Here is a 13717-nt window from a genome sequence, read left to right as displayed (position 1 = left end):
CATGGCGCTCCAGACCCACCGGATCGTTCGGGAACCCTACTATTGCCCGGCCGGCGACGAGATCGCCCTGTTCGAGGCGGCTCACGCCGACCGGCTGCCGGTGATGCTGAAGGGGCCGACCGGCTGCGGCAAGACCCGCTTCATCGAGCATATGGCGTGGCGGCTCGGCCGCCCGCTCGTCACCGTGGCCTGCAACGAGGACCTGACCGCCTCCGACCTCGTCGGCCGTTACCTGCTGGAGGCGGACGGGACGGTGTGGCAGGACGGGCCGCTGACGCTGGCGGTGCGCCACGGCGCCATCTGCTACCTCGACGAGCTCGTCGAGGCGCGGGCCGACACCACGGTCGTCATCCATCCTCTGGCCGACGACCGGCGGGCGCTGCCGCTCGACAAGCGGAACGAGCTGCTGACCGCACACCCCGACTTCCAGCTCGTCGTCGCCTACAACCCGGGCTACCAGAGCGTGGCGAAGGATTTGAAGGAATCCACCAAGCAGCGCTTCGCCGCGCTGGAATTCGGCTATCCGGCGGCGGCTGTCGAGGCCGACATCGTCGCCCACGAGGCCGGGATCGAACCGGCCCTGGCGCGTCGCGTCGTCGCGGTGGCGGAGCGCAGCCGCAACCTGCGCGGCCGCGGGCTGGAGGAGGGCGCGTCGACCCGCATGCTGATCCACGCCGGCCGGCTGATCGCCCGCGGCGTCGCGCCCGAGGCCGCCTGCCGCATGGCCATCGTCCTGCCGCTGACCGACGACCCTGACCTGCGCGACGCTCTGGCGGCGGCGGTCGGCGCCTGCTTCTGACCGGCGATGGACACTGTTGACGGAGACATTGCTTTGGCCGACGTCGAGCGCCGGCTGAGGGCCTACGGGGCAGCGTTGTGGGGAAGCGATCCGCCCTTGCGGCCCCTGGTCGGGGAGGGCGACCCGGCGGCGCTGCGGTGCCGCTTCGACGCCGACCTCGTCCGACTGCCGCCGGTCTGGCCCTCCCTGACGCTATACCGGGCGGCGCTGGCGCATGTCGGGGCCCACCGGGCCTTCTCGCGCCCTTGGCCGACCAAGGGGCTGAAGCCGCTGCTGACCATCGTCGTCTCGCTGGTCGAGGACGCGCGGGTCGAGCATCTGGCGATGCGGCGCCTTCCCGGACTGCGGCGGCTGTGGGCGCCGTTCCACCGCGTCGAGCCGTCCCCGTCCCTGATGGCGGCGGACCTGCTGGAACGGCTGGCGCGGGCCCTGTTCGACCCCGGATACCGGGACGGCAACGCCTGGATCGACAAGGGGCAGCGCCGGTTCTTCGAAGGGCCGGACCGCTGGGACGATCCGGAGTTCAGCCTGCGGCTCGGCGGCGATCTGGCCGGCGACCTCGGCAAGACGCGGGTTCAGGTCAATGTTCGGGGGCACCGCGTCGACCCCGCCTACCGCGACGACAACGGCGGCCTCTGGCTGTACGACACCCCGCCGGAGCCGCCGCGCGACGCCGACGCCCCGCTGGAGGCGGTTCGCCCGGAGCCTGCGGAGGGGGAGGGCCATCGCCGAAGCGGACCGCCGCAGGCACCACCGTCACCGGCTCCGCTCGCCGTCGCCGAAACCGCCGCTCTGCGGCCGGTGGCGCGCTATTCGGAATGGGACCACCGCATCGGCCTGCACCGGCCCGATTTCGTCCAGGTGGTGGAGTGCGAGCCGGAGCGGCGGCCCCCGCCGGACACGCCCGCCGATCCCCACCTTGTCCAGCGGGTCCGCGCCCTGGTCCGCCACGCGGTGGTGGCGCGGCCGGAGCGGTTGCGGCGGCAGCGGGAGGGCGACGATCTCGACCTCGACGCCTGCATCACGGCGACCACGGCCCGGCGCAACGGCCACGCCCCGGACATCCGGGTCTTCCAGCGGGTGCGGCGGCGTGGCCGCGACCTGTCGGTCCTGCTGCTGCTCGACGCGTCGCACTCCACCAACGATTCGGCCAACGACCCGGCCAACGATCCGGTCAACGACCCGGCGGGGGACGGCACGGTGCTGGACCTCGAACGCCGGTCGGCCGACCTGCTGGCCGGCGCGCTGGCGGCGGCCGGCGACCGCTTCGCCCTGGCGGCCTTCCGCTCCGACGGGCGGGAGGCGGTGCATTGGCTGCCGGTCAAGCGCTTCGCCGAGCCCTACGACGAGGCGGCGCGCGGGCGACTGGCCGGGCTGGACGGGCGCTGGTCGACACGGATGGGGGCGGCGATCCGCCACGCCGGCGTGGCGCTGTCCGCCCAGCCGACCCTGCGCCGCCTGCTGCTGCTGGTCACCGACGGCGAGCCGTCCGACATCGACTGCCCCGATCCGCGCCATCTGGTGGAGGACGCCCGCAAGGCGGTGCGGGAACTGGCCGGGCGGGGCATCGACGTGGTCTGCGTGGCGCTGGGCGGCGATCCCCGGACGCATCACCGCGTCTTCGGCCGGCGCAACGTGCTTCCGGTCGACCGGGTGGAGCGTCTGCCCGAGATCCTCCCGGCCGTCTATGTCCGGCTGACCGGCTGAGTCCCCTTACCGGCCGTTCAGCGCCCGCACCGCCATCGCGGCGGCGGCGGCGCGGTTCTCGACGCCGAGCTTCGCATAGATCTGTTCCAGATGCTTGTCGACCGTGCGCGGGCTGAGGCCGAGGATTTCGGCGATGTCGCGGTTGGGCTTGCCGTTGGCGACCCACATCAGCACCTCCGCCTCCCGCGGGGTCAGGGACAGCTTGTCCTTGAGCTGCGTGTCCTCGCCGGCGCCCGTCTCCTCGGCCAGTTGAAGGAGGATTTCGTCGGCGCCGGTCTGGCCGACCGGGCTCAGGCGCAGGCGGCGGCCGTCCGCGCCGGTGGCGATCACCACGCTGTCGGCCTTGCGTCCGGGACCGCCGGCCTGACGGTCGGCCAGCCAGCGCCGCGCCTCCTCCGGCAAGGAGATGCCGGTCGGGACGCCATCCCCCCCGGCGGTGCCGAAGGCCGCCTCCAGCATGCGGGTGGTCTGCGGCGTGCACCACAGCACCTCGCCCCGGTGGTTGGCGGCCAGCAGGGTGCGGCCGGTGACGTCCAGCGCCGCCCGCGTGCTCTGGGCCACGCGGGCGTTGGCGAGATGGGCGTACATGCGGGCGATCAGGGTCTCGGCGACGATGGGCTTGGTGACGTAATCGACCCCGCCGGCGGCGAAGCCCTTCAGGATGTGCTCCGTCTCGGTCAGGCCGGTCATGAAGATGACGGGGACATGGGCGACCTGGCTGCTGCGCTTCAGGTGCCGGCAGGTTTCGAAGCCGTCCAGCCCCGGCATGATGGCGTCCATCAGGATGACGTCCGGCGTCACCTGCTCCAGCAGGGCCAGCGCCTTGCGGCCGTCCAGCGCCACCAGCACGGTCACCCCGGCCTCCTCCAGCGCGTCGGTCAGGAAGCTGAGGGCTTCGGGCGAATCGTCGACGACAAGAACGACGTCACGCGGTTTGGTTACGGATTTCATCGTCATGGCTGGACTCGTCATGGCTGGACTCGTCATGGCGGGGTTTGTCATGGCCGGGCATGACTGGGCGGGAGTTGTCATGGCTGTCATCGCGGTACACCGCCTCCAGCGCGGCCATATACTGGTTCAGGTCGTAATTGCTGACGAGCGTGCGCATGCGGCCGACGAAGCGCTCCAGCTCCGGATGGGCGGCGGCGATCTCGGCGAGCTTGGCCTGCATGCCGCGCACGTAGCCGATGCGGCCGAGATGGATCAGCTCGGCGATGTGGTGCTGCGGCGGCAGCTCCGACGCGGCGAAGACCGGCGGTCCGGCGTCGGTGTCGGCCGGCGCCTCGTACTCCCACGCGATGCCGCGAAGCCGGCCGATGCAGGCCAGCAGCTTCGGGATGGACACCGGCTTGGCGGCGAACCCGTCGTGGGGCTGGTCGCCGTCGGCGCCGAAACCGGAACCGGCACCGGAGCGGTCCTCCCGCGTGTCGGCGGACACCAGGATGATGGTGGTGTCGGTGTGGCCGGCGGCACGCAGGCGCCGCGCCACCTCCAGCCCGTTCATGCCGGGCATGGAGATGTCGAGCAGCAGGATGTCCGGCCGGTGCAGCTCCGCCAGGGCGAGGCAGTTCGGCCCGTCGGTCGCCTTGAACACGGTGAATCCCAGCTCCGCCAGCAGATCGGCCAGCAGGTTGCGGTGGGCGAGGTCGTCGTCGGTGACCAGAACGGTCAGGCGCGGCCCGCGATAGCCGCGGATCGGATGGTCGGGCTGGCTGGCGGCGGTGGACAGCATCGCCGCCGACATCATCAGCCGCACCCGGAACAGGCTGCCCTTGCCGGGCGTGCTGGTCACGGTGATCTCGCCGCCCATCACCTCGGTCAGCAGCTTGGTGATGGTCAGGCCGAGGCCCATGCCGGGCACCATCGGGTTGGCGGCCGATCCGCGCTCGAACGGTTCGAAGATGCGCTCGCGGTCGGCCTCGGCGATGCCGGGACCGGTGTCCTCCACCTCGAACTCGGCGATCTGGCTGCGGTGGCGCACGCGCAGGCAGACCGAGCCGGAATCGGTGAATTTGATGGCGTTGGACAGCAGGTTGATGAGGATCTGGCGGATGCGCCCCTCGTCGGTGAAGACGACCGGCGGCAGGTCCTCCGGCGCGTCGAAGCGGAAGGCGATGCCCTTGGCCTCCGCCTGGAGGTGGAACATGCCGACGAGCTGGTCGAGCAGGTCGCCGAAGCGCACCTCGCCCCGGTTCAGCTGCAGCCGGCCGCTTTCGATCTTCGACACGTCCAGCAGGCCGTCGAGCAGGCCGGCCAGATGCTCGGCGCTGCGCCGGATGACGCGGACGGCGTCGACCCGGTGCGGCGGCATGGCGGGGTCGCGCTCCAGGATCTGCGCATAGCCGAAGATGGCGCTCAGCGGCGTGCGGAACTCGTGGCCGATGCCGACGAGATAGCGGCTCTTGGCGAGGTTCGCCGCCTCCGCCGCCTCCTTGGCCTTCTGCAGCTGGGCGTCGGTGCGCTCGTGGGCCTCGATCTCCTGGATCAGCAGGGCGGTCTGCTTCTGCGTCTCCTCCTGCGCCACCTTGCGGCTTTCCCGCGCCAGGACGAACAGCCAGGTGGCGACGCCGGCGACGATCATCAGGATGAAGAAGACCTTCCACAGCGTGCTGCCGATCAGCGCCTGCGCCTCGGCGTTGACGGAGGCGACCTCGACATAGACCAGCGACAGCACGGCGCCGACCGCCAGCGCCAGCATCAGCAGCACGCCCAGATAATGGCCGAGCCGGGCCTTCAGCGCCGTCGCCGCCCGCGGCGGCAGGACGGCGTCCAGCGCGCGGCGCAGCTGCACGCCCAGCCGGGCGTCGCTCTTGCAGCCGTCGCCGCAGCGGGCGTCCAGCGAGCAGCAGAGCGAGCAGATCGCCCCGGCATAGACCGGGCAGTGGGCCATGTCCTCCGTCTCGAAGGCGTGCTGGCAGATGCAGCAGCGGATCGCCTCCTCGCCGTTCCAGTCGTCGAAGGGGCGGCGCGCGATGTAGGTGCCGCCGCGCGTCGCCCAGGCGATGGCTGGGGCCGCGACGAAGGCGGTTCCGAAGGCGAGGAAGGGCGCGCAGACCCTCAGTGTCGGCCCCAGCGCGTCGAGGAAGGCCAGCATCGACAGCACCGTCGCCAGCAGCATGGCGCCGACGCCCACCGGGTTGATGTCGTAGAGGTGGGCGCGCTTGAACTCGACGTGGCGCGGGCTGAGGCCCAGCGGCTTGTTCACCACCAGATCGGCGACCAGCGCGCCGATCCAGGAGGCGGCGACGCTGGAATAGAGCCCCAGCACCGGCTCCAGCGTCTTGTAGATGCCGAGTTCCATCAGCATCAGGCCGATGACGACGTTGAACACCACCCAGACCACCCGGCCGGGATGGCTGTGGGTCAGGCGCGAGAAGAAGTTCGACCAGGCGATGGAGCCGGCGTAGGTGTTGGTGACGTTGATCTTGAGCTGCGACAGCACGACGAACAGGCCGGTCAGGCCGAGGGCGAGCTGCGGCGACGGCGTCACATAGTGGAAGGCGACGAGGTACATCTGCGTCGGCTCCGCCGCCATCTCCAGCGGCACGGCGTTCTGCAGCGCCAGCACCACCAGGAAGGAGCCGAGCAGCAGCTTGATCGTGCCGATGACGATCCAGCCCGGCCCGGCGGCCACCAGCGCCGCCCACCAGCGCAGCCGCTTGGCGCCGGTGGCGTCGGGGTCGTAGGGCAGGAAGCGGATGAAATCGACCTGCTCGCCGATCTGCGCCAGGAGGGAGAACACCACCGACGCCGCAGCACCGAACAGCATCAGGTCGAAAGTGCCGCCGGCCTCCGCCGCCTGGCCGGTGAAGCTGGTCCAGGCGTCGAAGGACTCGCGGTCCTGGACGGCGATGAACAGGAAGGGCAGGGCGTGCAGCGCCAGCCACAGCGGCTGCGTCCACAGCTGGAGGCGGCTGATGACGGTGAAGCCGTAGGCGACCAGCGGGATGACCAGAAGCGAGCTGACGACGTAGCCGGCGGCGAGCGGCAGGCCGAAGACCATCTCCAGCGCGGTCGCCATGATCGCCGCCTCGATGGCGAAGAAGATGAAGGTGAAGGAGGCGTAGATCAGCGACGTGATGGTGGAGCCGATGTAGCCGAAGCCGGCGCCGCGCGTCAGCAGGTCCATGTCCACGCCGTAACGGCTGGCGTAGTAGCTGATCGGCAGGGCGCTGGCGAAGATCAGGACGGCGGCGGCCAGGATGGCGAGGGCCGCGTTGGTGAAGCCGTAGCTCAGCGTGATCGCCCCGCCGATGGCCTCCAGCGCCAGGAAGGAGATCGAGCCGAGCGCCGTGTTGGCGACGCGCAACGGCGACCACCGCCGCGCCTTCCGCGCGGTGAAGCGCAGCGCGTAATCCTCCAGCGTCTGGTTGGCGACCCACCGGTTGTAGGTCCGCCGGATCGCGACCACCCTCTGGCGCCCCGCCATCGGCCCCATTCACCCTCCTGAGGATATGTTTGTTATACTGATTGTTTATCTTCCCTGTTTCCGGGCATTTTCGCTAATAAATCCTGCGTCCCCGTCAGTCTGTCAGGAACAGATCGGCCAGACAACAGAGTTAAAACACGTCGTTTCTTGCGGGTGGAGGCAACTGTTCCACTCGCTTCCGGGTGGTTGCGGGTGCTTGGGCGGTTCCAGTCTCCCGCGATTTTATAACGATTTGCCGACCGGCGCCCCTATACGCAAATCCACGTATTGCTGCGATGCACTGTTCGGCCAACCATCGGGCTGTCCTAACGCGGAACGTTCCGCCCACCCCCCAAAAAAACACCGCCTGTCCGACGGCCGCGCCCGGTTGCGCGCCGTCGTTGCAAGGCGACAACGGCGAACAGCAGGAGGTTTCATGTCCTCGGATAAGATCGATGCGGGCAAGCCCGCCGGCGGGCTGCCGTCGCCGCTCCGCCGCAAGCTCCTTCTCGGCATGGCGGCGCTGCCGGCCGTCGGGCTGCTGCCGCGCGGCGCGCTGGCCCAGGCGCTGCCGACCGACGCCGTCAACACGACGAAGCTGGCGGTCACCGACAGCACGGTGAAGGTCGGCATCCTGCATTCCACCACCGGCACCATGGCGATCTCGGAAACCGGCTCGGTCCAGGCCGAGAAGCTGGCCATCGCCCAGATCAACGAGATGGGCGGCGTGCTCGGCCGCAAGATCGAGGTGATCCAGGAGGACGGCGCCAGCGACTGGCCGACCTTCGCCGAGAAGGCGCGCAAGCTGCTGGTCGAGGACAAGGTGGCGGCGGTGTTCGGCTGCTGGACCTCGGCCTCGCGCAAGGCGGTGCTGCCGGTGTTCGAGCAGTACAACGGCATGCTCTACTACCCGACCTTCTACGAGGGGCTGGAGCAGTCGAAGAACGTCATCTACACCGGGCAGGAGGCGACCCAGCAGATCCTCGCCGGGCTGGACTGGGTGACGAAGGAGAAGGGCGCCAAGAGCTTCTTCCTCATCGGCTCCGACTACATCTGGCCGCGCACCTCCAACAAGATCGCCCGCAAACACATCGAGATGAAGGGCCAGAAGGTGGTGGGCGAGGAGTATTTCCCGCTCGGCCACACCCAGTTCAACTCGGTCATCAACAAGATCAAGCTGACCAAGCCGGACGTCATCTACGCCTCGGTGGTCGGCGGCTCGAACGTCGCCTTCTACAAGCAGATGAAGGCGGCGGGCATCGACCTGAACAAGCAGGTGCTGATGACCATCTCGGTCACCGAGGACGAGATGCTCGGCATCGGCGGCGAGAACATCGCCGGCGCCTACGCCTGCATGAAGTACTTCCAGTCGCTGCAGAATCCCAACAACGAGAAGTTCGTCGCCGCCTTCAAGGCGATGTGGGGCGCCAACAGCGTCATCGGCGACGTGACCCAGGCCGGCTATCTCGGCCCCTGGCTGTGGAAGCTGACGGTGGAGAAGGCCAAGAGCTTCGACATCGACAAGATCGCCGTCGCGTCGGAAGGCATCGAGTTCAGCGGCGCGCCGGAAGGCTATGTCCGCGTCCACGGCAACCATCACCTGTGGAGCAAGACCCGCGTCGGCCGCGCCCGCCCGGACGGCCAGTTCGACGTCGTCTACGAGACGGCGGACCTCATCGAGCCGAACCCGTTCCCGAAGGGCTACCAGTAAGGGGCGGGCAATAAGGGGCGGGGCGTCAGACCCCCACCCTGACCCTTCCCCGCTGGGCGGGGGAGGGGACGACGGCCGAACGCCGACAAGGCTCCCGCCTCCCTCCCCTGCAAGAGCGGGGGAGGGCCGGGGTGGGGGCAAGTGTGACGGGAGTTCCCATCATGTTCGAGGGCTACAGCCTGGCCGAGCTCGGGTCGATCTTTGCCATGCAGGGATTCGCGGGGCTCATTCTCTTTTCCGTTTTCGTGCTGATGGCGCTGGGCCTCGCCATCATCTTCGGGCAGATGGGCGTCATCAACATGGCGCACGGGGAGTTCATGATCCTCGGCGCCTACGTGACCTATCTCTGCTCGAACTTCATCTCCAGCACCGTGCCGGCGCTGTTCCCGGCCTATTTCTTCATCGCCATGATCCTGGCCTTCTTCGCCAGCGGGGCGCTGGGGATGCTGGTGGAATGGGGGATGATCCGCTTCCTCTACCGCCGCCCGCTCGACACGCTGCTGGCAACCTGGGGGCTGAGCCTGATCCTCCAGCAGGTCTTCCGCTCGGTCTTTGGCGCGCGCGAGGTCGGCGTGGTCCTGCCGGACTGGCTGATGGGCTCGGTCGCCGTCACCGACACCATCGAGGTGCCGATCAACGGCCTGTTCGTCATGGCCCTGACCATCGCCATCACCGTCGTCATCTACGCCGTGATGTTCCGCTCGCGCTGGGGCCAGGGCGTGCGGGCGGTGATGCAGAACCGCACGATGGCCGGCGCCGTCGGCATCAACACCGAGAAGGTCGACCGCTACACCTTCGGGCTCGGCTGCGGCATCGCCGGGGTGGCGGGCAGCGCCTTCACCATGGTCGGCTCGACCGGTCCGACCTCGGGCCAGCTCTACATCGTCGACACCTTCCTGGTGGTGGTGTTCGGCGGCGCCCAGAGCCTGATCGGCACCATCGCGTCGGCCTTCACCATCAGCCAGGCCCAGTCGACGATGGAGTTCTTCCTCAGCGGCTCGACCGCCAAGGTGCTGACGCTGCTGACCGTCGTCGTGATCCTGATGCTGCGCCCGCAGGGCCTGTTCGTCCTCAAAGTCCGCCGCTGAGGAGTCCTTCACCATGACGCGCAACCCTCAAAACGGTCTTCTCGGGCGCATCGACGGGGACGTCGCCGGCATCCTGCTGCTGGCCGCCCTGCTGGTGATCGTGCTGCCGCTGGGGCTCGACATCTTCCGGCTGAACATGGTCGGCAAGTACCTGACCTACGCCTTCGTGGCGCTCGGCCTCGTGCTGTGCTGGGGCAGCGCCGGCATCCTGTCGCTGGGGCAGGGCATCTTCTTCGGCATCGGCGGCTACTGCATGGCGATGTTCCTGAAGCTGGAGGCCTCCAGCCCCGAGGCGACGAAGATCCAGTCCACCCCCGGCATCCCCGACTTCATGGACTGGAACCAGCTCACGGCGCTGCCCTGGTTCTGGGAGCCGTTCCACAGCCTGACCTTCTCCATCGTCGCGGTGGTGGCGGTCCCGGCGCTGCTCGCCTTCATCGTCGGGCTGGCGATGTTCAAGCGGCGGGTCGGCGGCGTCTATTTCGCCATCATCACCCAGGCCTTTGCCGCCATCCTGACCATCCTGATCGTCGGCCAGCAGGGCTACACCGGCGGCATCAACGGCATCACCGACCTGCGCACGCTGAAGGGCTGGGACATCCGCACCGACGAGGCGAAGCTGGTCCTCTACTTCGTCAACGCCGCCCTGCTGATCGGCTGCATCCTGCTCTGCCTCTATGTCCGCCGCTCCAAGCTCGGGCGCATCCTGGTGGCGCTGCGCGACAAGGAGGACCGGGTCCGCTTCTCCGGCTACGATGTCGCCAACTTCAAGATCTTCGTCTTCTGCTTCGCCGCGGCGCTGTCGGCGGTGGGCGGCGCGATGTTCACGCTGCAGGTCGGCTTCATGTCGCCGTCCTTCGTCGGCATCGTGCCGTCGATCGAGATGGTCATCTACTGCGCGGTCGGCGGCCGGCTGTCGTTGCTGGGCGCGGTGTACGGCACGCTGCTGGTCAACTGGGCCAAGACGATGCTGTCGGAGAGCTTCCCGGAGCTGTGGCTGTTCGCCATGGGCGCCCTGTTCATCGGCGTGGTCATGGTGTTCCCCAACGGGCTGGCCGGGCTCTACCAGCAGTACATCGCCCCGCGGCTGCGCCGCCCGACCGTCGGCCGGGCCAAGATGCCGGGCACCGCGGCGCCGATCATCCCGCCCCACACCGCCGCCGACTGAGGAGGGACGGAGCATGGCCAACAACACCGATTACCTGCTGGCGGTCGAAGGGCTGACCGTGTCCTTCGACGGGTTCAAGGCGGTCAACGACCTGTCCTTCTACGTCGACAGCAACGAGATCCACGTCATCATCGGCCCCAACGGCGCCGGCAAGACCACGGTGCTCGACCTCATCTGCGGGCGGACCAAGGCGTCCGGCGGCTCCATCAAGTTCCGCAACAGGGAGCTGACCGCGATGAAGGAGCACCAGATCGTCACCGCCGGCGTCGGGCGCAAGTTCCAGAACCCGTCGATCTACGACGACCTGACGGTGTTCGAGAATCTGGAGATCTCCTACCCCCGTGGCCGCAGCGTGTTCGGCGCGCTCGCCTTCAAGCGCGACGCCGCGGTGCGCGACCGGGTGGCGGAGATCGCCGAGATGATCTTCCTGTCCGATCATCTCGACCAGCGCGCCGAGCATCTCAGCCACGGCCAGAAGCAGTGGCTGGAGATCGGCATGCTGCTGATCCAGGACCCCGAGCTGCTGATGCTCGACGAGCCGGTTGCCGGCATGAGCGTGAACGAGCGCAAGAAGACCGCCGAGCTGCTGAACCGCATCATCCAGAACCGCTCGGTGCTGGTGATCGAGCACGACATGAAGTTCGTCGAGGACATCGCCCACCGCGTCACCGTCCTGCACCAGGGCAGGATCCTGTCGGAAGGCAGCATGGAGCGGGTGAAGAACGATCCCAAGGTCGTCGAAGTCTATCTGGGCCATTGAGTCTATCCAGGCCATTGAGCGGGGGATCAAGAGATGCTGTCCGTCAATCAACTCCGCGTGTCCTACGGCGAGAGCGAGGTCCTGCACGGGCTGGACTTCACCGTGGCGCCCAACGAGATCGTCGCCATCATGGGCCGGAACGGCATGGGCAAGACGACGCTGATGAAGTCGCTGATGGGGATCGTGCCGGCGCGCTCCGGCGCCATCCGCATCGGCGGCGACGAGATCACCGGCCTGAAGAGCTACGAGCGGGTGGCGAAGGGCGTCGCCTATGTCCCGCAGGGGCGCATGATTTTCCCGACCATGACCGTGCAGGAGAACATCGAGACGGGGCTGAGCGTCCATGGCGGGCGCAGCGTGCCGGGGGACCTGTACGAGCTGTTCCCGGTGCTGCTGGAGATGAAGGGCCGGCGCGGCGGCAACCTGTCGGGCGGGCAGCAGCAGCAGCTCGCCATCGCCCGCGCGCTCGCCACCAAGCCGAAGGTGCTGCTGCTGGACGAGCCGACGGAGGGCATCCAGCCGTCGATCATCCGCGAGATGGCCCGCACCCTGCGCCGCATCCGCGACGAGAAGGGCCTCAGCATCATCGTGTCGGAGCAGGTGCTGAGCTTCGCGCTCGACATCGCCGACCGCGTGCTGGTGATCGAGAACGGCGAGATCGTCCATGAGGACAGCCGCGATCAGGTCGACGAGGCGAAGGTGGCGCGGCTGCTGTCGGTTTAGGGCGCGGCCAGGGATTGCCCCCTCCCTAACCCTCCCCCGCTTCGCAGGGGAGGGGACTTGGTTCTCCCTCCCCTGCGTCAGCGGGGGAGGGTCGGGGTGGGGGCACGCGCTGCCCGCACCCCACCTCTCCACCACAGAAGGATGCGCCATGACATCCGCAACGTCCGCGTCCACCGCCTGCGCCGTGGTCGCCCTGCTGACCGCCGTGGCGACGCCGCTGACCGGGTACCCCGCGGTGCCGACCGCCGGACTCGTCCTCTCGGCCGCGCTGGCCGCCGCCGCCGCCGCGCTGGCCCACCGCCAGGGCGCCGGACTCCGCCGGCTCGGCGAGCGGGCCGCCGCGCTGGCCGGCGATGCAAAGGGCGTGGGGAGCGATCCGCAACGCGACCTCGCCGCCGCCCTCGACCGCATCGCCGCCGCCGCCGAGGCCCGCGCCGCCCACGAGGCGCAGCGCGACGCCGAGCGCACGGCGACGGAGGAGCGCGCCGCCCGGCTGGAGGCGCTGACCCGCGACTTCGAAGGCAAGGTCGGCCGGCTGGTGCAGACCGTCTCCTCGGCGGCCGGCGAGATGACCGACACCGCCACCGCGATGAGCGGCACCGCCGAGCGCAGCAACCGGCTGTCGGCGGCGATGTCGCAGTCCTCGGCCCAGGCGTCGATGAACGTCCAGACCGTGGCGACGGCGACCGAGGAGCTGTCGGCCTCGATCCAGGAGATCGGGCGGCAGGTCGCCTCCTCGGCGGCCATCGCCGGCAAGGCCGTCGCCGACACCCGCCGCACCGACGCGGTGGTGCAGAGCCTCGCCGACAGCGCCGCGCGGATCGGGCAGGTGGTCGGGCTGATCCACGGCATCGCCGGGCAGACCAACCTGCTGGCGCTGAACGCGACCATCGAGGCGGCGCGGGCGGGGGAGGCCGGCAAGGGCTTCGCCGTCGTCGCCAGCGAGGTCAAGACGCTGGCCAACCAGACCGCCAAGGCGACGGAGGACATCTCCACCCAGGTCGGCGCCATCCAGTCGGCCACGGCCGAGGCGGTGGAGGCGATCCGCGCCATCGCCGGGACCATCGCCGAGATCAACGAGATCGCCTCGGCCATCGCCGCCGCCGTCGAGCAGCAGGGGGCGGCCACCCGCGAGATCGCCCGCAACGTCCAGGAGGCGGCGCGCGGCACCGAGAGCGTGGCCTCCAACATCGTCGGCGTGTCGGACGCCGCGTCCGACACCGGCATGGCGGCCGGGCAGGTGCTGGGCGCCGCCTCCCAGGTCGCCGGCCACGCCGACGAGCTGAGCCGCGAGGTCAACAATTTCCTGGCGGAGGTCAGCCTGCAATCGGCGCTGCGCCGCCGCGCCTCGGT

The 13717-nt window shown here is 69.3% G+C and carries 9 protein-coding genes and 1 pseudogene; 8 read left to right on the top strand and 2 right to left on the bottom strand.

Translation table 11 applies throughout. From position 1 onward, the window contains the following. Position 1: 1 nt before the first annotated feature. Together TSH58p_RS23155 and TSH58p_RS23150 are read left to right on the top strand one after the other, a co-directional pair. Positions 2 to 799, top strand: a complete 798-nt coding sequence (locus TSH58p_RS23155) for a CbbQ/NirQ/NorQ/GpvN family protein (RefSeq protein ID WP_109070136.1) — start codon at positions 2 to 4, stop codon at positions 797 to 799. 33 nt (positions 800 to 832) lie between these two features. Beyond that, positions 833 to 2506: a nitric oxide reductase activation protein NorD gene (locus TSH58p_RS23150; protein ID WP_146205868.1), complete on the top strand. Its 1674-nt coding sequence runs from the start codon at positions 833 to 835 to the stop codon at positions 2504 to 2506. Positions 2507 to 2512: 6 nt separating this feature from the next. On the opposite strand, the gene TSH58p_RS23145 is transcribed toward TSH58p_RS23150, so the two are convergent. Continuing rightward, positions 2513 to 3463, bottom strand: coding sequence for a response regulator transcription factor (locus tag TSH58p_RS23145; protein WP_109070138.1), 951 nt, complete (start codon positions 3461 to 3463; stop codon positions 2513 to 2515). Next, positions 3432 to 6935 (bottom strand): ATP-binding protein, encoded by a 3504-nt coding sequence (locus TSH58p_RS23140; protein WP_109070173.1) that lies wholly within the window; start codon positions 6933 to 6935, stop codon positions 3432 to 3434. The genes TSH58p_RS23145 and TSH58p_RS23140 overlap by 32 nt, the downstream gene beginning before the upstream one ends. 415 nt (positions 6936 to 7350) lie before the next feature. On the opposite strand from TSH58p_RS23140, the gene urtA reads away from it, so the two are divergent. From urtA to TSH58p_RS34720, 6 genes and pseudogenes are all read left to right on the top strand, one after another. Then, positions 7351 to 8625: an urea ABC transporter substrate-binding protein gene (urtA, locus tag TSH58p_RS23135; RefSeq protein ID WP_109070139.1), complete on the top strand. Its 1275-nt coding sequence runs from the start codon at positions 7351 to 7353 to the stop codon at positions 8623 to 8625. Positions 8626 to 8786: 161 nt separating this feature from the next. Continuing rightward, on the top strand, positions 8787 to 9713 hold the full coding sequence (gene urtB, locus TSH58p_RS23130; RefSeq protein WP_109070140.1) for an urea ABC transporter permease subunit UrtB: 927 nt from the start codon (positions 8787 to 8789) through the stop codon (positions 9711 to 9713). Between the two features lie 13 nt (positions 9714 to 9726). Beyond that, complete coding sequence (gene urtC / locus TSH58p_RS23125; RefSeq protein ID WP_109070141.1) at positions 9727 to 10881, top strand: urea ABC transporter permease subunit UrtC; 1155 nt, start codon at positions 9727 to 9729, stop codon at positions 10879 to 10881. Between the two features lie 13 nt (positions 10882 to 10894). Next, a complete protein-coding gene (gene urtD, locus TSH58p_RS23120; protein WP_109070142.1) occupies positions 10895 to 11641 on the top strand; it encodes an urea ABC transporter ATP-binding protein UrtD in 747 nt (248 codons plus the stop codon). A gap of 33 nt (positions 11642 to 11674) precedes the next feature. Next, the gene (gene urtE / locus TSH58p_RS23115; protein WP_109070143.1) at positions 11675 to 12364 is read left to right on the top strand and encodes an urea ABC transporter ATP-binding subunit UrtE; all 690 of its coding nucleotides are present in this window, start codon (positions 11675 to 11677) and stop codon (positions 12362 to 12364) included. Beyond that, positions 12306 to 13517 (top strand): annotated as a pseudogene (locus tag TSH58p_RS34720) (methyl-accepting chemotaxis protein); the annotation flags it as partial. The gene urtE and the pseudogene TSH58p_RS34720, both read left to right, overlap by 59 nt. Positions 13518 to 13717 lie beyond the last annotated feature (200 nt).

Origin of the sequence: Azospirillum sp. TSH58 (assembly GCF_003119115.1) — a bacterium.
Lineage (GTDB): Bacteria > Pseudomonadota > Alphaproteobacteria > Azospirillales > Azospirillaceae > Azospirillum.
The sequence above is the reverse complement of the archived record's forward strand: the minus strand, read 5'-3'. Positions and strand labels throughout refer to the sequence as shown.

Bases quoted from the DNA above. Each gene is read 5' to 3' on its own strand.
- TSH58p_RS23155 (WP_109070136.1), top strand. From the start codon at position 2: ATGGCGCTCCAGACCCACCGGATCGTTCGGGAACCCTACTATTGCCCG.
- TSH58p_RS23145 (WP_109070138.1), bottom strand. From the start codon at position 3,463: ATGACGATGAAATCCGTAACCAAACCGCGTGACGTCGTTCTTGTCGTC.
- TSH58p_RS23140 (WP_109070173.1), bottom strand. From the start codon at position 6,935: ATGGCGGGGCGCCAGAGGGTGGTCGCGATCCGGCGGACCTACAACCGG.
- urtA (WP_109070139.1), top strand. From the start codon at position 7,351: ATGTCCTCGGATAAGATCGATGCGGGCAAGCCCGCCGGCGGGCTGCCG.
- urtB (WP_109070140.1), top strand. From the start codon at position 8,787: ATGTTCGAGGGCTACAGCCTGGCCGAGCTCGGGTCGATCTTTGCCATG.
- urtC (WP_109070141.1), top strand. From the start codon at position 9,727: ATGACGCGCAACCCTCAAAACGGTCTTCTCGGGCGCATCGACGGGGAC.
- urtD (WP_109070142.1), top strand. From the start codon at position 10,895: ATGGCCAACAACACCGATTACCTGCTGGCGGTCGAAGGGCTGACCGTG.
- urtE (WP_109070143.1), top strand. From the start codon at position 11,675: ATGCTGTCCGTCAATCAACTCCGCGTGTCCTACGGCGAGAGCGAGGTC.